Here is a 20662-nt window from a genome sequence, read left to right on the forward strand (position 1 = left end):
GATTTAGGTTTTTTAAGGTAGGGTTACAGCGTATTTGTAAAACTTATTACATTCTGTTATGTTAATCTATCAGTTAAAAACCCCGGATACTCCAGACTATTATGATCAGAGTTACAAAAGAAGGTGTGATACTAAGAAAAACGGATTTTGACTTCGAGAATGAATCAGTTTTGAACCCTGCGATCATACGTGAAGGCGATTCCCTTTATTTATTCTATAGAGCGGTTAGAAAAGGAAACTATTCCAGTATAGGTTTCTGCAAACTGGACGGACCTTTAACAGTTAAAGAGCGTTTCGATATACCTATTATGATTCCCGAGTTTGAATACGAATCACATGGAATTGAAGATCCCCGTATCGTTAAAATTGATGATCTATATTACATGACTTATGTAGCCTATAATGGTACAAATGCTTTAGGCGCCTTGGCTATATCAAAAGATTTAAAGCATTTCGAGAAACAAGGATTAATAGTTCCGGAAATTAGAATTAATGAATTTACTGCTATTGTCCAGCCAATGGATAAGGTAACCAATAAATACTTTACCATGAATGTCGGGAGCGGTTTCCTGATGAATAAAGATGTGGTTTTCTTTCCCCGGCGAATTAATAACAAATTGTATTTTATGCATCGTATAAAACCAGAGATACAACTTGTTTCGGTAAACAGCTTACAAGAGCTTACAAAAGAGTTTTGGGAAAATTACTTTAACCACTTCGATGAAAATATCATGCTTAAACCAAGATATAGCCAAGAGCTAAGTTATATTGGTGCCGGCTGCCCGCCAATAGAAACTAACGAAGGCTGGCTGCTAATTTATCATGGTGTTTACGGAATATCAGGTAAATATACTTATTCCGTTCGCGTCGCTTTATTGGATTTGGAGGATCCCCGAAAAGTAATTGCCCATTTACCTTACCAATTGTTTAAACCTGCGAATGACTATGAATTATCAGGAATAGTAAATAAAGTATGTTTCCCCACAGGAACAGCATTGTTTGGCGACACATTATATATTTACTATGGAGCAGCAGACCAATGCATTGCCTGTGCATCTCTGAGCCTTTCTTCTTTATTAGGAGAATTAGTAAATGTTAAAATACAAAACAAGAAAGCCTGCAGTATAAAAATAAAATCAATACAGCATCTGACTCATAATGTATTGAAAATCGTCACAGAGAAGCCTCCGGCTTTTGATTTTTATCCAGGACAGGCTGCAGAGATTTCTATAAATAAAAATGGTTGGGAAAATGAACTAAGACCTTTCACCTTCACTTCTCTTCCGAATGAAAACCATTTAGAGTTTACAATCAAAACCTATCCTTCACATAAGGGTGTAACCAAACAACTTTTAAAGCTGGTTGAAAATGATGAATTTATACTACATGAAGTTTTTGGCACAATTACTTATAAAGGAGAAGGTGTATTTATAGCAGGAGGTGCAGGTGTAACACCTTTTATTTGCATCTTTAGATATCTGAAATCGATAAATAAAATAGGAAATAATGTGTTGATTTTTGCAAATCGAACTAAGGCTGACATCATACTTCAACAAGAACTAAAAAATTTATTAGGCAAGAATTTCATCAATATTTTATCACAGGATAAAGTGTTAGGATATGCCCAGGGGCGCATTACAAAACAGTTTCTCAAAGCTAATGTTAGCGACTTTAGCAAAAAATTTTATTTATGCGGCCCGGAATCAATGATCGATAACGTAGAAAAACAGTTATACGATTTAGGCGTGAACGAAAAATCCATTGTTAAAGAAGAGTTTTAAATATCCTAAAAAGATCTTCAAGATCTTAAATCCAACAAGAAATCTATTACATGTTTTTGAATTGATATTATATAAATCCATGAAGTAGAAATGGATCCAATAGGGTACCTATGATAGAAAACAAAAAATCCCAACCTAAAAGCTGGGACTTTTCCGCGGAGAAAGAGGGATTCGAACCCCCGGACCTGTTACAGTCAACGGTTTTCAAGACCGCCGCATTCGACCGCTCTGCCATTTCTCCGGGGGCAAAAGTACAAAGTTTGGATTAATCTCCAAAACATTTTTCATTTTTGGACCTAACTAACTTGTTTACAAACAATTTAATTTGTCGAGGTGATAAAAGCACTAGTAAAATTGATAAAATATGCCTCTTCTATTAAAGAAAACAATTATTATAATAAAAGCCAATTTAAAAAACTGATATCTGGGTTAAAGATAAACATCAGCTTACCTGCTCATCAATAATCTCTTTCAGTTTATCCTCCAGATCATCGCAAAAAGCAGGATGAACTCCGGAAGTTTGTATAATCGTACTACGTTTCGCTGTAAGCCATCTAAACCTCGACGGGGCATCCAACTCTCCTATCGGCCCACCCGATTTCCCACCTATACTTATTTTTTTAAAAGCATTCAGATGTTGTTTGATCTCATCAATATCTATAGTCGGATGTAGCGCCTTTAATCTTTCCTCGTTTAATTGGATATCTATATGAAGGCTCTTTTTCTTAGGGCAGTAGATAATTACACCTACATTGAGGAACTCCTCTCGTTCTACCCTTGGTACAACGCGGATAATTGCATAATCAAATAAGTGTTTGTCTTGCATCTTTAACTTCGTTTACAATTACTGATGAATGCTTTACCCTGTTTTTGAGAAAGGCTCTATAGGCATTTTTATGTTCTTCCAGATTCGCAAATGGAGCGTCTTTCAACCAATCACCCGGGATAATATCAACTATATTATCTATCAGTTCTGGTGTAATAATCTGAGTAAACAACTTATCAGCTTCTTCTATCTTACCGGCTTTCTTTAGCAGAACATGATCTTTAATTAATTTAAATGGTTTTTCAGCCTGCTGTTCCCAATTATTCCACGAATGGTGGAAATATAAAGAAGCACCATGATCGATCAGCCAAAGTTCCTTATGCCATATTAGCATATTGGTATTTTTGGCTGTTCTGTCCATATTCATCAAAAAGCTATCTAACCAAACTATTTTAGAAGCTTCCAGTTCGTCCAGATCATTAACTACAGGATCGTAAGTTATTGCCCCCGAAAGGTAATGCAACGCCAGATTAAGTCCTTCACTAAACTTTAAAAGATCCTGTATTTCCTCATCCGGTTCGGTTCTTCCAAATGCCCTGTCCAAATTAGCAAATACTAGCTCCGGAACTCTAAAACCTAATTTTCTAGCCAACTCGCCACCTATCAATTCTGCTATTAAAGCATTGGTTCCCTGTCCTGCTCCTCTAAATTTCAGAACGTACAGAAAATCGTCATCACCTTCTACTATTGCAGGCATAGACCCACCTTCTCTTAAAGGAGTGACATATCTGGTAACATTGATATTTCTTAAATTAACTTCCTGGTTTGCCATTTTTTAAATATGCATAAATTCCCAAGCACTTTTATATCCATTTATTTTTTCTGTATAGCTGATAAAATCACTATAAAAAGCATTCTTTGAAAGTGTCCCGCTATCTCCTATCACAACGAGTTTCATTCTGGCTCTGGTAATAGCGACATTCATTCGGCGTATATCCGATAAGAAACCGATTGCATTCTCGGAATTACTTCTGGTTAAACTGATATACACAATATCTCTTTCCTGCCCTTGAAAGCTATCTATTGTATTGATATCAATCTGTGCTAAAAATGGCTTTAAATCTTCCCAATCCTCAATCAGTTCCTTTAATAACTCCACCTGTTGTTTATAAGGCGATATTACCGCCACGGAATATTTTGCCTTGTTATGATTTTGTAACAACCCGGTCAAATGTTTTAATGTAAAATTCGCTTCTTCCGGATTGTACACGCTAGTCCCGTTTATCTTTTCATCAAAAGAGCAACCTGCTGTGTCTACAAATTCGACAGGAATATCCTTCTGATCTAATTTTCGGGTTGCCACAGAACGGTCTGCATGCAGCTTACTTTCATATAATTCTATTGACGGATAATCATTTATTTCTTTATTCATCCGGTATTGGGTGGTTAATAGAGAAACTGCTTCCGGATGAAAGCCCATATTTTTCTCCAGTAAAGTTGAACTCAGCCCTAATTTTTCCGCTTCTTTCGATTTCACCGTTGGTGGAAGCTGTAAATGATCCCCTGCAAAAATCACTTTCCTGGACCTCAATACAGGAATCCAGCAAGCTGGTTCCAAAGCCTGCGCAGCTTCGTCGATAACCACAATATCATAGTCTCTGTCTTTTATAGCATAATTGTTAACGCCAACCAGAGTTGCGGTTATAACCTGCGCCTTATTTAGTAAATCTTCACTTATAAAAGACTCCGTTTGCTCCACCTGTTTTAATAATTTATGTGCCTCGTCAAACAAGGCCTTTCTCTGCTCACGTTCCAATTTCCCAAAACTCCGTTTGTATTTATGGGCCATGTTTCTATATTCCGCTGCCTGTTTCTTTAACTGCTTTATTTCTTTATTATATTGGTGCTGATTGATTTTATAATCAAGCGTAAGTTCCTCTAACTTCTGGGATACACGTATAGGATTACCTATTCTGATTACATTCACCCCCTTTTCAGCTAGTTTTAAAGTTAGTAAGTCAACTGCGGTATTACTCGGCGCAGTGACTAAAATCTGCTTTCCGCTTTGCATATATAAAGCCGAAATTGCCTCTACCAGGGTTGTCGTTTTACCTGTTCCGGGCGGACCATGTAAAATTGCCAGTTCCTGCGCCGCCAGAATAGAGTTAACCGCCTGATTCTGACTATCATTTAATCTAGAAGAGATATAACCTGAAGCTTCTTTTTTAAAAAAAGGCTTTTCTACTCCCGTAAGAACTTTTATTAATCTATTTTCAGTATCATTCCTTTCTATAATTTCAGCTTTTTTCAAAGCTCTTTTCATCTCATCATAACTATTATTATCGAATAATAGCTGTACTCCTATTTTGCCTTTATTCATCCAATCCGGCAATTCGTCAACCTTTAACGCAATACGCATTCTATTGGCTGAAACATGGCTAATCAGACCTTCCAATTTCAGGTCTGAATCATGATGTGTAAAAAATGCAACTGGCACTCCCGATCTGAACTGATGTACAATTTCCTGATGTGTGGTCCGCTCGACTTCAACAAGCAAATAATCACCTCTTCCGATTTCGGTATTTCGAATAGCTATAGGGTACCAAACTATCCCCAAATTCCGTTTCTCGGCATTTGATAATAATTTATTTTGATTTTCAAAAAGAGACAGATCTTCTTTTCTTTCTATTTCTAAAAGATTCTGGAGCTCTAAAAAATAAGACATTCACAAAGGTAACTATCTCCTTTTACAATAGACACACCCATAAATGAAAACCGCTTCGACATTTTACTGAAGAAGCGGTTGATGAGAGCTTATTTGTATATATTTTGGCTATTGGTGTAACCCGTATTAGGTAAATACCAATCTTTATAATTCGTTCCTCCAGATGCTGCCCATTCTTTAAAATGCAGGTATGTATCCATGATATTTACAGTTTCTATCGGATATTTAAAATCATCTGCTATATGCAATGCAAATGGTCTGTTATCTGTAGTGATGTAATAATTGTTCTGCTCTGGTTTTGAAGCATCAGCCGAGGTTCCAAATAAACCTGTATTAGCTAGTTTTGTAGGTTTATTATTGGGTAAATGAACTTCTTTTCCTCTAACTCCATCGCTTATCATAAAAGGATTGAAAGGTACTTTCCCAATTACACTAGCTTCATATTCTGATCCAATAAAAGTAAGAGTAACATTTACCGTATCACCTTTTATTTTTTGATTTCCTGCAATTGTATTTACATAAGCAGAAGAAGTTTTAAATAGAGATTTAGCATTATCAAATGGAATAATCACTGCATTAGTTTGTCCGATCTCCAATCCCTTTGAATCTACGGTGATATAATTTGATTGTAACCTGAATCCACTTACTGATTTTACACCAGTTGCTCCCCAAGGGAACTCCACACCAAATCCATTGCGATAAACTGCACCTGAAGCCAATGGGACATAATTTCCAATAACGTCTTTCACCTTATTGACACTATTCATTACAAATTTATAACGATAACTAACTACCAGATCATTAAAATCGTAATCGCCTTCTTTAGGCCATTGATCCTCAAATGCTAAAGTTCCCCAACTATTTTTAGCCGGATAATACCTTGTATAAGCCCGGTCCGGATCATTAGGAAACTCATCTATTGTATCAGGAATACCATCGCCATCACTGTCTGTAACATTGCTTTCCAAATTAGGAATATTTGTGGGGTCAATAGCATTCAAAGCACTTGTTTGAGCAAAAAAGACCAAATCATTAAAGTCGTTATCAGAAACTGCTACCATGTCTCTTCTCATGTCCTCGAAACCAATCAGAAACACTTTTTGAGACTGACTGTACAATAAAACGTTGTGTCTTTTCAACCCTGCGCTACTCCCCTGATTAAACTCCTGATCACTATAAAACTGAGTATTGGAATAACTTATAGAAGCATCATTATTATAGGCATTCTGAATAAGCAGAAAACCGATTGAAGTTCCTGCCGGGAAATTGCCAAGTTTAACTTTATCTCCCATCAGCATATTACCTGCGCCGGTATGTCCTTTTAAAGAAGCATTAGGAAACACCAGATGAATATCTTTAATATCATCTATTTTAGAAGGCTTGTTTCCTGTTGGATAAGTGTAGTATGCTAGCGAGTTTCTATAGTTAGCTCCTTCGTGAACAAAAGTTAGCGAAACTTCAGAAGATACGGTTAAATTTAAATTGCTGGGTGTATTATTGGCAATATATTGTGGATGCAGATAGATACCGTCTTTTCTTTCTGGTAAGGATGCATTCACTTCTTTCATTAACTGAACAAAATCTACCGTATTATCCAATGGTAATAAATTTTTTGGCCTGCCCAGTTCATCGTAATCATTTTTATCGTAATGATAAGTTACACCTGAATTAGAAAGAATACTGTTACTTAAAGATGGTTTTATAGCAGATAGATTCCCGGCTGGTATAACACTTCCAGCATATCCTTCACGTCCTCCCAAAACTGCTCGGGTAGGCCCATTATTTACCTTAACAAGTGCATTTCTCATTAAACCAACATAAGCAGGATCTACGATTAGGTATTCCACATGGGACGGAATTACCAAACTTAAAGTAAGTTCCCCTTTTTCATTGCTTATTGCACTGGCTATTTCGTCTCCTGACTCTGTTTTACCTGGATAGTACACTTTGGTAAGGACTCCATTTACAGGCAGATCGGTTCTTGACTTTAATTGAATAATAAGATCTACATTCTTTGTTGTAGAATAATTAAAACCTTCCGGAGCATATTTATCTACTGCTTGTAACCCTTGCTCGGTAAGAGAGTTCTTGTTACAAGAAGCCAGAAAAATACTTATTAATAAAGAGAGCGTTAAAGTAGATTTCTTCATTTATGTTCTTAGCTAAAACTTCTGTAATGTTTTCATTACATCATGTCATTTTGAAATAATTATGCCAAAGGAATAATGCAGGTTATTTCGTCTATAAGTGCATTTTTACAATCTATACAGCGAAACGGAATCCCCGTTTTAAGGAAAGAAATCCCCATAAAAACAAAAGCCTCCTAATGGAGGCTTTTACTATATTTATACGCTGGTTATTAATATAATAGTGAATTATTTATGTAGCCGGAGGCTGAATTTGTGTACCAGTTAGGATATTCTGTTCCGCTGGATGTCGCCCATTGTGCAAATTTCAAATATGCATCTGTAATTGCTACACGCTCCTTCGGATATTTGAAAGGTGCAGTCGGGATTTCCAGAGCCCAAGGCAGGTTGTCATGCGTTGAGTATGTTCTGCCACTTTTGGAATTATCGTCGCCTGTTCCAAAAAGATTTGAATTTACCTTATTAGTCGCTTTCTTGCCCAATAAATGTGTTTCATATCCTCTTCCATAACCTGTTGTGTTATTCCAGATAAATGGATTGTACGCACTAACACCGAAAGCACTTAATAAAGGCCCGTTAACCACATCAAAAGTAATACTGTAATCTACCACCGGTGATACGGTTTCTCCCGGGTTGGTATTCCAGGTTTGCTGCTCTTTTCGGCTGTCTTCAAATAAGATGACAACAACACTGTCCTGACCGCTTTCTAAATAAGTTCCTGCTTTACCTGTGAAGTTTTTAGCTGATGCAGCAGGGAGATTGAACTGAATACCTGCTCCGTTATTAAATTTGCCCCCCGTAGCCAATAGCTTGTAATCTGCATTAACCTGAACCACTTTGTTCTGTGCATTGGTTACGATCATATAGCGATAGGTAATAACAATATCGTTAAGGTCGTAATCACCTTTTAAAGGCCAGCTGTCTTCGAATGCCACTGATGAACCGCCTGTACTGTAATTTAAGCTATAGTTTTTAAATGCCTTTGTTGGATCGTTTGGATAATCATCCTCTTCGTCAATTATTCCATCACCGTCTGTGTCCGGTTTTATTACTATAGGAGCTGTTCCATTTCCTACAGTATTACAAGAAGTTTTTGCTATATAAACATCACATCCTTGTTTTGCTACTCCGTCAAATCTAGCTGATGGAATAGTAATATTTGTACAATATTGGAAAGCACCTTTAAATTTAACACCACCATTAGTTGCTACTTTAGTATCAGATATATCTGCCTTTACTAAAGACACAGAACCATATCCTGCTATTATTCCATCTGCTGTTTCCATTCTGGCAGTATAAAACATAGCATGATTATATAAATTCAAAGTACTCTTATCATCTAATTTACTTTTAACTTTCACTTCAATCAAAGCATAGTTATGAACTATACCTCCATTGTTACTAAATTCCTCGGTAACAATTAAATGACAGTTGTTTATAATTGTACCATTATTCCCAGCGGATTTATCATAATGGTTCTCTATATTTTTAACGGTAAAAGTCCCATTATTATTAATCATACCATCGTTATGAATTTTAGCTTTCTCTGCTGTTAAAATCCCATTATTAATCAAAGTATCAACACCACTATCAAATTTCAATTCTGTAGCCTCTATAAGATTCAGAGTTGCATCATTAACAAACTTTCCTTTAAATGTGGAAGTGCCTCCCCCCTCAACAATAAAGTTAGAAGTGTTTTTTGTATATGAATCAGTTGCAGAATACGCTGTATAAGTTCCTTTTACTCTAAAAGAGCCATAGTTAAAGAAAGACCCTTTATTAGTAGCATTATTTTTTACCTTTAATTCCGATCCGAAATTGATTACTTTACTTGTTTTATCATAAATCTCAAAATCTTCCAGATCTAAACTTTGGGTATTATAAAATAATCCCCCATTGGTGACTTTCAGTTTCTTTAACCCTGTTATAGTACCAAAGTTCTTAAATGTTGCATTATTGCCCTTCCACTCAATATCATTATAAAAATTAACCGAAGCACCATTTAACACATATATCTCAGCATTATCACTAAGTTTAAAATCCTTAAGCGTGATATTCGTACCACAGATATAAATTTTGGCTTTAATATCCTGCTTAGCTTTTACAGTATAATTATTACCTGTAATTGCATATACTTGTCCGTTTACAAAGTCATAATCACCCCCTGCTGAAATAGTAACATTTGGAGATTGAGGACATGCCGGACTAACTTCCGATGTCGGATTTGCCAGTACAGATAGCCCGGATTTCACAGCAGCAGTATTATTATTCCGTAAAACAGAGCCTATAATTCCTGCTTCGCCAACTGCTACAGATACTTTTCCCGCTGATACTTTTACAAGTCCCGAAATCCTTTCCCCCGTAGGATCTATTTTTTCCACATAAACCTCTTGCAGTGCTACAGGAAGAGAAATCTTTGTGTTAAATGGCGTAATTAAATTGGCTGCACCCTTTGATATTAATTGCCCGTCTTTTGATGGATCTCCAACATAAATAGCTATCACATGGCTATTGTTTTGAAAACGGTCATCACTAACGCTTATACTAAAATTCACGTCACGTGTTGTTTTCCAGTCAAATTGAGGAGATACAGAAATTTCATTTAAGTTCTTATTCCCATTATCTTCAACTTGTAACCCATCTTTTCTACAGGCTGCTAAAAATACTATAATTAGAATCGATAAGTATTTTATTTTCATAAATTCAATTATTTTAATTATTTTCTTGGTAATACTTAGCCAAAAAATATTCCATTATTTTTAACAGACTCATGCAGGACTTAAAACCTGTTTAAACCCTGATTATTCTTTTTATTGATATATATTCTACAGCAAACACAAAAATAAAGGGCATTTTATTCCCCGGAATTCCACAAAACACATCTATTCATATTCCGATAAACATCTCGTTCTTTAGCAATTCAAATTTAGAGTTAACGCATAACAAAAAAAGGAGCCTAAGCTCCCTTTTTATAAATGATATCCTTAAATTTAATATAACAATGAGTTATTTACATATCCGGAAGCTGAATTTGTATACCAATTAGGATATTCTGTTCCGCTGGATGCCGCCCATTGTGCAAATTTCAAATATGCATCTGTAATTGCTACACGCTCCTTCGGATATTTGAAAGGTGCAGTCGGGATTTCCAGAGCCCAAGGCAGGTTGTCATGCGTTGAGTATGTTCTGCCACTTTTGGAATTATCGTCGCCTGTTCCAAAAAGATTTGAATTTACCTTATTAGTCGCTTTCTTGCCCAATAAATGTGTTTCATATCCTCTTCCATAACCTGTTGTGTTATTCCAGATAAATGGATTGTACGCACTAACACCGAAAGCACTTAATAAAGGCCCGTTAACCACATCAAAAGTAATACTGTAATCTACCACCGGTGATACGGTTTCTCCCGGGTTGGTATTCCAGGTTTGCTGCTCTTTTCGGCTGTCTTCAAATAAGATGACAACAACACTGTCCTGACCGCTTTCTAAATAAGTTCCTGCTTTACCTGTGAAGTTTTTAGCTGATGCAGCAGGGAGATTGAACTGAATACCTGCTCCGTTATTAAATTTGCCCCCCGTAGCCAATAGCTTGTAATCTGCATTAACCTGAACCACTTTGTTCTGTGCATTGGTTACGATCATATAGCGATAGGTAATAACAATATCGTTAAGGTCATAATCACCTTTTAAAGGCCAGCTGTCTTCGAATGCCACTGATGAACCGCCTGTACTGTAATTTAAGCTATAGTTTTTAAATGCCTTTGTTGGATCGTTTGGATAATCGTCCTCTTCGTCAATTATACCATCGCCATCTGTATCTGGTTTTATCGGCGCAGGAGCTGTTCCATTTCCTACAGTATTACAAGAAGTTTTAGCTATATAAACCCCACAACCTTGCTTTGCTACTCCGTCAAATCTGGATGGATTTATAGTACGACTAGGATCACAGTATTGAAATTTACCCTTAAATTTAACGCCTCCATTTGCGGAAACTCCCTCATTAGATGAAGTAATAACTTTCACCAGTGATGTATCATTACCAAAACCTTCAATAATACCGTCTGCTGCCCAAAGATATTTTGTAGACAACATAGCACCGTTATATAGATTAAAAGTTCCTTTCAGGTTACTTCCGTTATCTACCTGCAGGTAACTATAATTATCGAATTTACTGTCGTTGTTGAAATCTGTTAATACCCACCATTTGCAGTTATTGATAATTTTTCCCGAACCTGTATTATTCAGCTCTCTAACAGTAACAGATCCATTATTAGATACCGTACCTGAAACATTAATTTTTGAGTTTGTGGCTATTAATGTACCGTTATTAATCATACTAGGCCCATTCAGATTAATCTCCCCCCTTGTTACACTAAAAGTATTATCATTTCTAAATGTTCCTGTATAAGTAGAGTTGTCATAAAGATTAACTATACCTGTATTTACGAAAGCAGGGTTATTGTTATTTGAATTAAGGTTTCCTCTTACTGTTAAAATACCATGGTTATTAAATGTACCTGCATTGTCTAAATTCGCCGTTACTTCTAACGTAGAACCGAAGTTTGTCGCCGTACTTCCTTCTGAAACATAAAGAACACCGTTAATTTTCAGATCTTTTGTATTATAAAAAGTCCCTTTAACATGCAGATTATCTAAACCAGTTACAGCTCCAAAGATTTTAAATATCGCATTTCCGTTTCCATTATAATTGAAATTCTGGAAGTTAACAGATGCTCCGCTCAAAATGTATAATTCAGATCCAGCCAGTAATTTGGCACCCCTTAAAGCTACGTTGGTACCGGTTACATAAACCGCACCTCTTACTTCATTAATGTTATTGATTTCAATGTTGTTTCCATTGATAACATAAGTTTTATTTGCTTCAAAATTATATCCATTTTGGTAGCTTGAAGAAACAACGATTGCACCGACAGGAACTGCCGGGCTCGGTTCAGCAACCGGAGCACTTAAAATTGAAAATCCAGAGGCAAATGATTTAACAGATTTAATTCCTGAGACAGGGCCAACCACACTATTTTCACTAATTGCAACGGACACATTTGTTGAAGTAAGGTTAACAGCACCGGATACTGTACTTCCGTCGGGAGCTGTTTTTACCACATAAACTTGTGCTATGGTTATTGGTAATGCAATTTTTGCATTATAAGGTTCAACAAGAGTTGCAGAACCTTTTAAAATAATTTGACCACCATTACCTGGATCACCACTATAAATGGTAATCACATGTTTTTTGTCGGCAAATCTGGAATCGCTTACACCGATACTAAAATTCACATCATGTGTTGTTTTCCAATCAAACTGAGCTGAAATATTTACTTCACTCAAGCTTTTTCCAAAATCACTTACCGAAACATCATCCTTTTTACATGCTGCTAAAAAAGCGATTGCTAAAATGGAAAAGTATTTTATTTTCATATTTAACTTATTCTATTATCCTAAAGATGCAACCGTAAATGCAAACAATGAACCATTTCCAATTAATGTTTACACTTATCAAAAAAACATCTTTAATATGCTTTACAAGGCTCGAAATAATATCTCATATTTCATTCAAGATTAAAAACCGGGTATTAAATTCCACATAACACCTTTTTAGCGGCTCATATTACACACAGATTAGATCTTCATATAAACACGGAATGCCTCTATTTTTTCAATCTCATCAAACTCATAGATAAAATCATCCGAACAAATTGTAATGATATGTAGACCAAAATGATCTTTCAGTTGATCTGTAGTGTACCCCATTTTTTTTGGATCTAAAAAGCGAAACTTATTTTCTCTTAAGATCTCAATAAAATGGTTATTGGTTTCCGAAAAATAAATCTCTGCGACTTTACCAATTTCAAGCTGGCCAATTTTTTCCAATAGATTGGGTTTAAAGCAATGATCAAAAACCTTCTTTGATATTTGAATATTATCTTCTGAAACCCCTATCTCGAAAACACAGTTGTTTCCTTTCGTATGCTTGATACAATTAGTACAAAGTTCGATAATAACAAATCTCAATTTATTTTCCTGCAATGAGGAAAGTAGTATTTTAGTTTTGATCTCAGAAATTACTTTATTCAGGAAAGCACCAATATCATCTGCTCTTTTGGGAGCGTTTTCTAATATTATATAAGGTTTTGAACTCATTAGAATAGAGATATCGCTGTCTCCAAAGAATCTTCTACAATAAATACTTTATTAAGTCTTGTAATTTCAAAAAGACTATAAATATTCGAATTTACATCTATCAAAACCAATTTTCCTTTAACCGGCAACAATGTTTTCAAAATAGAAACCAATGCCCCCAAAAAAGAACTATCTATGTAAGTAACCTTTTTAAACGAGATGATAATCTGCTTTTCACCTTTTTCAATCTTCTGTATTATCTTAGATTTAAAATCATCGGCAACGCTCAAATTAGCTTCTGCTTCTCCAATAGTTACTAAACATATTCCGTTTTCTAAGTCCTTTTCTTCTAATTTCATATACTACTTTCTTTTAAATGTTATAAAACTGCAATCATCTATCTGGGTTTTATGTTCGTTGAATAACAAATTCTTAATTTCTTCTAATGATAATCCCTGTTTTTTATAAGACAGCAATCTATTCTTTAATACATTCAAATCAGATTTTTTCTTTCCATCTATTTCAAAATCCATCATTCCATCAGATACAATAAAAAGTTCGTCCTCTTTGTCAATTTCTATATCTTGCTCTTCATAATTACCATCTTCAAAAAAACCCAATAGTAATCCCTGCGATTTAAATGTTTCTAAGCTTTTATTTGCTGCGTTGTACTTTAAAAGCGGAAGGTCACCTGCCCCGCTATAAGACAATTTCCCTTCTTTATCATCTATCAGCACTATACTCAATGTAGAAAATACGTCGTCAAAGAAATCATCGTGATAAACTACTTGATTTATCTTATTAAGAATCGTTGCCAAAGATAGGTTTCCGTCGAAAACACATATCCTGATAGCTGAGCGTATATAGCTAAGAAAACTAAATGAGAAAAACCATGCACCCCATTTTTTCCCCATAACATCTCCCAATATCACAAACGTGTATCTTTCATCAACTTTGATGAAATCAATAAAATCTCCGCCCGGATAATTCTGAAAAGTCTGGTTATGAAAAGCTATTTCAAAATGATTTAGTTCGGGCGCTTCCTTGGGCACATTCTTCAGGTTAAGCTTCTCGGCAACTTTACGCAGTTCAGAAAGCGATTTCTTATGCTGTTCTTCCACCGCCTTGGTAATGTTCTTTATTTTCGAAATAAGTTGCTGCGGTGGAATATTTTTTGGTATATAATCCAACGCACTTAAATCCAATCCTTTCTGAACCAGTTCGCTATCGTTAAAAGAAGTTAGAAAAATAAAAGGAACATCTTTTACGTTTTCATTTTGCAGAACTTGCTCCCTAAATACAAAACCATCAATGTGCGGCATACTATAGTCAGAAATAATCAGATCAGGAACAAAATTGTCCAGAATCTTCATTGCCTGCTTTACAGATGTAGCTATTTTACAACTATAGCCATGTGACTTTAATAAGTTTTCCAACAATTTTAGCTGAAAAAGCTCGTCATCTACCAAAAGAATTTTATTATTCAAGTCTTACTTCTTATTCGTTATTAAATTTAAGATAAGATTTGATAATTATGTAAATTCCCGATGCGATAATAATCAGGGATATCAAATCCATCAAAGTGAAGCCATCATTATAAGTAAAATGGAAAATAGTGAACATTTCAAAATATGGAGGCGCAGGTAAAATAACCATTGCAAAACCTAATGTAATCATCAGGAAGCCCATTATAACTTGTACAATCTTGGCAAAGGTTTCCTTAAATCTGATTTTTTTTGCCTGTTTAGAATCTAAATAATTGCTATTCAACAAGATTTCCAATTGATTCAACTTCTCTAAACTATCTATTTCACCAATACTAACCTCTTTTATTTCTGATATAAATTGTTTCTGACTAAGTTTCTTTTCTACGACACTATTAAATTTCTTCTGGATATCTTTAATACTGGACGAATCTAAATCGCTTTTATCCAGCAGTTTCAACAATTCATCTAAACGGGCTTCTACCTCTAGATTTTTACCCTCTAAAGCTTCGAACTGCCTAATCTGTTTGGATATGTTTTTTTCTTTTGACAAAATCTTGTTTATTTGTTCAAATATACCTTCGTTTTAATGGTAAAAGTTTCCATCATCACAGTCAATTTCAATCAGCCCGAAGTAACTGTTGAATTAATTAATTCCATCAATCTGCATTACAAAGATTATCCTCTGGAAGTAATCGTTGTCGATAACGGAAGTAAAAATAACCATGAAAATACTTTTAAAGAACTTTTTCCTGATATTATTTTCATTAGGTCTGACAAAAATTTAGGCTTTGCCGGAGGGAACAATCTTGGTTTTAAAGTTGCACAGGGAGAATATATTCTGCTATTAAATAATGATACAGAGGTAATTGAAGGCTTTATAGAGAAACTTATAGAACAATTTGAAAGTAATCCAAAAATTGGTTTGTTATCTCCTCTCATTCTTTATTTCGATCGTAAAAATCTGGTACAATATGCGGGATTTACTCCCATGGACTACCTAACCGCCCGAAACTCCTGCATTGGCCAGTTCGAAATAAATAAAGGCCAGTTTAATCATACGCAACAGACTGGTTACTGCCATGGCGCCGCTGTTATGTGCAGAAAAAGCGATCTGGAGAAAGCAGGCTACATGGAAGAAAGCTACTTTCTCTATTATGAAGAATTAGACTGGTGCGAGAAATTTAAACGGATTGGTAAAGAGATATGGTTTACCGGAAAAACACATATTTACCATAAGGAATCTGTTAGTGTGGGAAAAGAAAGTCCGTTAAAAACCTATTTTTTCACAAGAAACAGAATGTTATTCATCCGCAGGAATACAGGACTATTAAATACACTCTTGTTTTGGATTTATTATAGTCTGATAGCATGCCCCAGAATGATTATCAACTATCAAAAAAAAGGGAAGAGAAATCTGGTAAAATGGGTATACAAAGGACTTCTTTGGAACTTCACACACAATAAGAACAGTAAAAATTTAGGTTACGACATTCCTGGCTAAAACATTATTATGATTACTTTTTTTTGGATCGGCATTTTTATCATTATTTACAGCTTTATTGGCTACGGTTTACTCCTTTATGTTATTGTAAAAATCAAATCATTATTGAAAAAGCCGGCTACATTTGCCATTCCTGAAAATCTGCCTAGCTTAACTTTATTGGTCGCCGCCTATAACGAGCAAGACTTTATTCGAGAAAAGATAAAAAACTGTTTATCTCTAAAATACGATAAAAGCAAACTACAGATTCTGTTTATTACAGATGGTTCCTCTGATGCAACTCCTGAAATTATTTCCGGCTACGCCGAAATAGATTTACTTCACGAAAACATAAGGGCAGGCAAAATGGCAGCAATAAAAAGGGCTATGCCTTCAATACAGTCTGAAATCACTGTCTTTACTGACGCCAATACATTTTTAAACGAAGACGCTTTGTTGCAGTTGGTTAAACACTACCAAAATCCAAAAGTTGGTGCCGTTGCCGGAGAAAAAAGAATTCAGGTAGATGAAAAATCCGATGCCAGTTCTGCCGGAGAAGGTTTCTACTGGAAGTATGAATCCAAATTAAAGAAATGGGATTACGAATTGTATTCGAATGTAGCTGCCGCAGGCGAATTATTCAGCATAAAAACTCAACTGTATCCTCCCGTTGAAAGCGATACAATTATTGATGACCACATGATTGCGATGCGTATTGCTGAAAAAGGATATATCATTGCCTACGAACCAGAAGCTTATGCTATGGAAACGGCATCAGAAAATTCTGCGGAAGAACTAAAACGAAAAATCAGAATTTCCGCAGGTGGTATCCAGTCAATATTCAGGCTAAAAAAAGCGGCAAATCCCTTTATAAACCCTGTTCTAACGTTCCAGTACATAAGTCATAAGGTTTTAAGATGGGCGGCCACTCCTTCTTTATTGATTATAATTTTGCTATTAAATATTCTTATAGTTAACAGATATCCACAACTGAGGTTTTACCACCTCACCTTAATGCTGCAAGCAGTATTTTATACCGCGGCATTACTAGGTTGGATACTCGAGAAAAAGAAAATCAAAATGAAGATGTTCTTTGTCCCCTATTATTTCTGTCTGATGAATTATGCAGCTTTAGCAGGAACCATAAGATATTTTAAAGGGCAACAGTCTGCAGCCTGGGAAAAGGCAAAAAGAAAAATTTAAAGGAGAACTATCATTAGTTCTCCTCTATACCATCCTTAATATTATATACTATTTTTTCAGGAAATTTATCCTTAATCAACTTAGCCGCAATCCTGCTTTTACCGCCGTAACTACAACAACAAACAATGTTATTGATACCAGATAAACTGTCAAGTTTTTCGGGAATATGACTTAAAGGTATATTGATACCTCCCTTATTAAAATCTTCAAACTCCCACTCCTCCCTAACATCAATCAGATAATATGGGTGGTTTGATTTCTCTATTTCCTTCTTATCTATTTCCACTATTTGATTTTTTTTGGAAGGCAAATTTATATTTTTTAGAAGTTTTTTTCCAAATGAAAAAACATCAAACTGTGTAACCATTGCATTATAGACTAATAACTTACCGGTCAAAACCTCACCTTTTCCAGAAACTATCTTGATAACCTCATTAGCCATCAAATTTCCAATAATGCCGGGTAAAACACCTATAACTCCAATTTCAGAACAATTAGGCATAGCTCCTTCCTCTGGCAATTCGGGATATAAATCTCTGTAAGTTGGCCCCTGCTGATAATTAAAAACAGAAAGCTGTCCTTCGTATTTAAATAAAGATCCAAATACCCAGGTTTTACCCAAAGCAACACAAGCATCATTAATTAAATAACGGGTTTTAAAATTGTCTGATCCATCTACTACCAGGTCATATCCACCAATTATGTCAGCAATGTTTTCCTCTATAACTTTAAACGTATAAACTTTAAAACTTGTATGAGGATTCAGTACCTTCAACTTTTCAGCAGCAACTTCAGCTTTCAATTTATTTATATCATCGCTAGTAAAAAGTATTTGGCGATGCAAATTAGATAAAGACACATGGTCAAAATCTACGATGCCTATTTCACCTATACCCGCTGCTACCAAATATTGCATAGCCGGACAACCTAAACCACCTGCGCCAATAAATAAAACTTTAGCAGCTTTTAACTTCTGTTGTCCCTCCAAACCAAATTCATCAAGTATAATTTGTCTGGAATAACGTTCCAACTCTTTCCTGTTCATTTCATTTGTTTACATAAAACTATCCCAATCTTTCCACACCGGCTCGTAACCTTTACTTGTAATAACCTCTGCTATTTGCTTTGGAGACCTTTCATCGGAAATTTCAAACTGTTCCAAAGATTCCATTGCACAATAATATCCGCCCGGATTAGTCTTCGACCCGGCACTCATAGACGTAATTCCCAATTGAAATATATGGTTCCTGAAATTCTCCGACTCCCTTGTAGAAATCGATAGCTCAACTTCTTCATTAAAAATTCTGTAGGCGCAGATTAACTGTACCAATTCCCTGTCAGACATTTCTACTTTAGGCTCCAGACCCCCGCTAAAAGGTCTCAGTCTTGGAAAAGACAGACTGTATTTTGTTTGCCAATAAGTTTTTTCCAGATAATCTACATGCAATGCCGTAAAAAAGTTATCGGTGCGCCAGTCTTCCAAACCTATCAATACACCCAGTCCCATTTTATGGATATTAGCTCTTCCCAATCTATCAGGCGTTTCAAGGCGATAAAGGAAATTCGACTTCTTACCTTTAGGATGGTGTTTTTTATAGTCCTCCTGATGATAAGTTTCCTGATAAACCAAAACTGTATTCAGCCCTAAAGGAATCAGTTCCTCATAGTCTTGCTGATCCAATGGCTGCACCTCCATAGAGATATGAGAAAAATGTGGACGAACCAGTTTCAGGGCTTGTTTAAAGTACTCAACACCTACCGTTAAATTCGCTTCACCACTTACCAGCAAAACATGATTATAGCCCATTTTCTTGATAACACTTACTTCCTGCATCAGTTCTATAGGAGACAATGTTTTGCGTTTTATTTTATTATCCAGGCTAAAACCGCAATAAGTGCATATGTTATTACACTCATTAGAAAGATAAAGCGGAATATACATCTGTATAGTCTTACCAAAGCGCTTTTGCGTCAAGTTCTGACTCAACTTAGCCATAGGCTCCAGATAAGACGAAGCTGCCGGTGAAATAAGTGCCTTAAAATCTTCCAGACTACGAACGGATTTGTGTAAAGCCTCTTCTACTTCTATTTTTGTCTTTCCGTAAATAGATTCCTTTACTTCGCTCCATTTATATTGTTCAAAACAATCTTTAAAGCTATTCATCTAAAAAAGAAGTTAAGGGACTACTTGCTACTGCAAAATCGCTGAGTTTACTCAATTTAGCTTCATAAGCCATCCGACCGCTAATTACTGCCAGTTTAAAAGCTTCAGCCATTTTTACCGGATCCGCGGAAACTGCAATGGCGGTGTTCACCAGAACAGCATCTGCCCCCATTTCCATTGCCTTTGCGGCATCAGACGGAGCTCCAATTCCAGCGTCAACAATTACAGGAACCTTGCTTTGCGCAATAATAATTTCCAGAAAATCGAAAGTCTTTAAGCCTTTATTACTACCGATTGGCGCCCCCAAAGGCATTACTGCGGCTGTCCCGACCTCTTCCAATCGTTTACACAATACCGGATCAGCATGGATGTAAGGTAATACGACAAATCCCATTTTCGCCAATGCTTCTGTTGCTAAGAGGGTTTCTATAGGGTCTGGCATAAGATATTTAGGATCCGGATGGATTTCCAGTTTCACCCAATCGGTTTCCAACGCTTGCCTGGCCAGTTCTGCTGCAAAAACTGCTTCTTTTGCATTCCGAACACCCGATGTATTAGGTAGCAAATTAATCCTCGGATGCTTCAAATGCCGCAATATATCATCTTCCTTCGAATGCATATCGACCCTCTTTAAAGCCACTGTTGCCAGTTCAGAGCCCGAAGCTCTAATAGAAGCCTCCATTTGTTCATTAGAACTGTATTTACCCGTTCCGATAAATAACCTCGATTGAAATTCCTTATCTGCTATTTTCATTTTATCTATTTAAAATTG

16 protein-coding genes and 1 tRNA gene are annotated in these 20662 nt (G+C 35.8%); 3 read left to right on the forward strand and 14 right to left on the reverse strand.

Annotated features, from left to right (window positions below; all coding sequences use genetic code 11):
- Positions 1–101: 101 nt before the first annotated feature.
- Positions 102–1781 (forward strand): glycoside hydrolase family 130 protein, encoded by a 1680-nt coding sequence (locus tag PEDSA_RS20340; RefSeq protein WP_013632431.1) that lies wholly within the window; start codon positions 102–104, stop codon positions 1779–1781.
- A 156-nt stretch (positions 1782–1937) separates the two neighbouring features.
- On the opposite strand, the gene PEDSA_RS06830 is transcribed toward PEDSA_RS20340, so the two are convergent.
- From PEDSA_RS06830 to PEDSA_RS06880, 11 genes are all read right to left on the reverse strand, one after another.
- Positions 1938–2022 (reverse strand) — tRNA-Ser (locus tag PEDSA_RS06830).
- A gap of 201 nt (positions 2023–2223) precedes the next feature.
- Positions 2224–2607 (reverse strand): DUF3037 domain-containing protein, encoded by a 384-nt coding sequence (locus PEDSA_RS06835; protein WP_013632432.1) that lies wholly within the window; start codon positions 2605–2607, stop codon positions 2224–2226.
- The gene (locus PEDSA_RS06840; protein WP_013632433.1) at positions 2585–3379 is read right to left on the reverse strand and encodes a HipA family kinase; all 795 of its coding nucleotides are present in this window, start codon (positions 3377–3379) and stop codon (positions 2585–2587) included. The genes PEDSA_RS06835 and PEDSA_RS06840 overlap by 23 nt, the downstream gene beginning before the upstream one ends.
- A 3-nt stretch (positions 3380–3382) precedes the next feature.
- On the reverse strand, positions 3383–5272 hold the full coding sequence (locus PEDSA_RS06845; protein WP_013632434.1) for an AAA domain-containing protein: 1890 nt from the start codon (positions 5270–5272) through the stop codon (positions 3383–3385).
- 89 nt (positions 5273–5361) lie between these two features.
- Positions 5362–7422 carry an LruC domain-containing protein gene (locus tag PEDSA_RS06850; protein ID WP_013632435.1) on the reverse strand — a complete coding sequence of 687 codons (2061 nt, stop codon included), beginning with the start codon at positions 7420–7422 and terminating at the stop codon, positions 5362–5364.
- Between the two features lie 209 nt (positions 7423–7631).
- Positions 7632–10118 (reverse strand): LruC domain-containing protein, encoded by a 2487-nt coding sequence (locus tag PEDSA_RS19510; protein ID WP_013632436.1) that lies wholly within the window; start codon positions 10116–10118, stop codon positions 7632–7634.
- A gap of 291 nt (positions 10119–10409) precedes the next feature.
- Positions 10410–12854 (reverse strand): LruC domain-containing protein, encoded by a 2445-nt coding sequence (locus PEDSA_RS19515; protein ID WP_013632437.1) that lies wholly within the window; start codon positions 12852–12854, stop codon positions 10410–10412.
- 201 nt (positions 12855–13055) lie between these two features.
- Positions 13056–13577: a sensor histidine kinase gene (locus tag PEDSA_RS06865; RefSeq protein WP_013632438.1), complete on the reverse strand. Its 522-nt coding sequence runs from the start codon at positions 13575–13577 to the stop codon at positions 13056–13058.
- A complete protein-coding gene (locus PEDSA_RS06870; RefSeq protein ID WP_013632439.1) occupies positions 13577–13915 on the reverse strand; it encodes an STAS domain-containing protein in 339 nt (112 codons plus the stop codon). Before PEDSA_RS06870 ends, PEDSA_RS06865 begins: the two co-directional genes overlap by 1 nt.
- 3 nt (positions 13916–13918) lie before the next feature.
- Positions 13919–15043 carry a fused response regulator/phosphatase gene (locus PEDSA_RS06875; protein ID WP_013632440.1) on the reverse strand — a complete coding sequence of 375 codons (1125 nt, stop codon included), beginning with the start codon at positions 15041–15043 and terminating at the stop codon, positions 13919–13921.
- Positions 15044–15053: 10 nt separating this feature from the next.
- Entirely contained in the window at positions 15054–15593 is a 540-nt protein-coding gene (locus PEDSA_RS06880) for a hypothetical protein (protein ID WP_013632441.1), read from the reverse strand.
- A 36-nt stretch (positions 15594–15629) separates the two neighbouring features.
- Between PEDSA_RS06880 and PEDSA_RS06885 the strand changes: the two genes are divergently transcribed.
- Both PEDSA_RS06885 and PEDSA_RS06890 read left to right on the forward strand, forming a co-directional pair.
- On the forward strand, positions 15630–16544 hold the full coding sequence (locus PEDSA_RS06885) for a glycosyltransferase family 2 protein (RefSeq protein WP_013632442.1): 915 nt from the start codon (positions 15630–15632) through the stop codon (positions 16542–16544).
- Between the two features lie 9 nt (positions 16545–16553).
- Positions 16554–17726 (forward strand): glycosyltransferase family 2 protein, encoded by a 1173-nt coding sequence (locus PEDSA_RS06890; protein ID WP_013632443.1) that lies wholly within the window; start codon positions 16554–16556, stop codon positions 17724–17726.
- Between the two features lie 13 nt (positions 17727–17739).
- Here PEDSA_RS06890 and moeB read toward each other — a convergent pair whose 3' ends face one another.
- Genes moeB through PEDSA_RS06905 form a run of 3 tightly spaced genes read right to left on the reverse strand, consistent with a single transcriptional unit; the run spans position 17740 to position 20644 of the window.
- Positions 17740–18771 (reverse strand): HesA/MoeB/ThiF family protein, encoded by a 1032-nt coding sequence (gene moeB, locus PEDSA_RS06895; protein WP_013632444.1) that lies wholly within the window; start codon positions 18769–18771, stop codon positions 17740–17742.
- 9 nt (positions 18772–18780) lie between these two features.
- Positions 18781–19890 (reverse strand): 2-iminoacetate synthase ThiH, encoded by a 1110-nt coding sequence (gene thiH, locus PEDSA_RS06900; RefSeq protein ID WP_013632445.1) that lies wholly within the window; start codon positions 19888–19890, stop codon positions 18781–18783.
- Positions 19883–20644, reverse strand: coding sequence for a thiazole synthase (locus tag PEDSA_RS06905; RefSeq protein WP_013632446.1), 762 nt, complete (start codon positions 20642–20644; stop codon positions 19883–19885). The genes thiH and PEDSA_RS06905 overlap by 8 nt, the downstream gene beginning before the upstream one ends.
- Between the last annotated feature and the right edge of the window lie 18 nt (positions 20645–20662).

The sequence above is a fragment of the Pseudopedobacter saltans DSM 12145 genome, assembly GCF_000190735.1.
Lineage (GTDB): Bacteria > Bacteroidota > Bacteroidia > Sphingobacteriales > Sphingobacteriaceae > Pseudopedobacter > Pseudopedobacter saltans.

Bases quoted from the DNA above. Each gene is read 5' to 3' on its own strand.
- PEDSA_RS20340 (WP_013632431.1), top strand. From the start codon at position 102: ATGATCAGAGTTACAAAAGAAGGTGTGATACTAAGAAAAACGGATTTT.
- PEDSA_RS06835 (WP_013632432.1), bottom strand. From the start codon at position 2,607: ATGCAAGACAAACACTTATTTGATTATGCAATTATCCGCGTTGTACCA.
- PEDSA_RS06840 (WP_013632433.1), bottom strand. From the start codon at position 3,379: ATGGCAAACCAGGAAGTTAATTTAAGAAATATCAATGTTACCAGATAT.
- PEDSA_RS06845 (WP_013632434.1), bottom strand. From the start codon at position 5,272: ATGTCTTATTTTTTAGAGCTCCAGAATCTTTTAGAAATAGAAAGAAAA.
- PEDSA_RS06850 (WP_013632435.1), bottom strand. From the start codon at position 7,422: ATGAAGAAATCTACTTTAACGCTCTCTTTATTAATAAGTATTTTTCTG.
- PEDSA_RS19510 (WP_013632436.1), bottom strand. From the start codon at position 10,118: ATGAAAATAAAATACTTATCGATTCTAATTATAGTATTTTTAGCAGCC.
- PEDSA_RS19515 (WP_013632437.1), bottom strand. From the start codon at position 12,854: ATGAAAATAAAATACTTTTCCATTTTAGCAATCGCTTTTTTAGCAGCA.
- PEDSA_RS06865 (WP_013632438.1), bottom strand. From the start codon at position 13,577: ATGAGTTCAAAACCTTATATAATATTAGAAAACGCTCCCAAAAGAGCA.
- PEDSA_RS06870 (WP_013632439.1), bottom strand. From the start codon at position 13,915: ATGAAATTAGAAGAAAAGGACTTAGAAAACGGAATATGTTTAGTAACT.
- PEDSA_RS06885 (WP_013632442.1), top strand. From the start codon at position 15,630: ATGGTAAAAGTTTCCATCATCACAGTCAATTTCAATCAGCCCGAAGTA.
- PEDSA_RS06890 (WP_013632443.1), top strand. From the start codon at position 16,554: ATGATTACTTTTTTTTGGATCGGCATTTTTATCATTATTTACAGCTTT.
- moeB (WP_013632444.1), bottom strand. From the start codon at position 18,771: ATGAACAGGAAAGAGTTGGAACGTTATTCCAGACAAATTATACTTGAT.
- thiH (WP_013632445.1), bottom strand. From the start codon at position 19,890: ATGAATAGCTTTAAAGATTGTTTTGAACAATATAAATGGAGCGAAGTA.
- PEDSA_RS06905 (WP_013632446.1), bottom strand. From the start codon at position 20,644: ATGAAAATAGCAGATAAGGAATTTCAATCGAGGTTATTTATCGGAACG.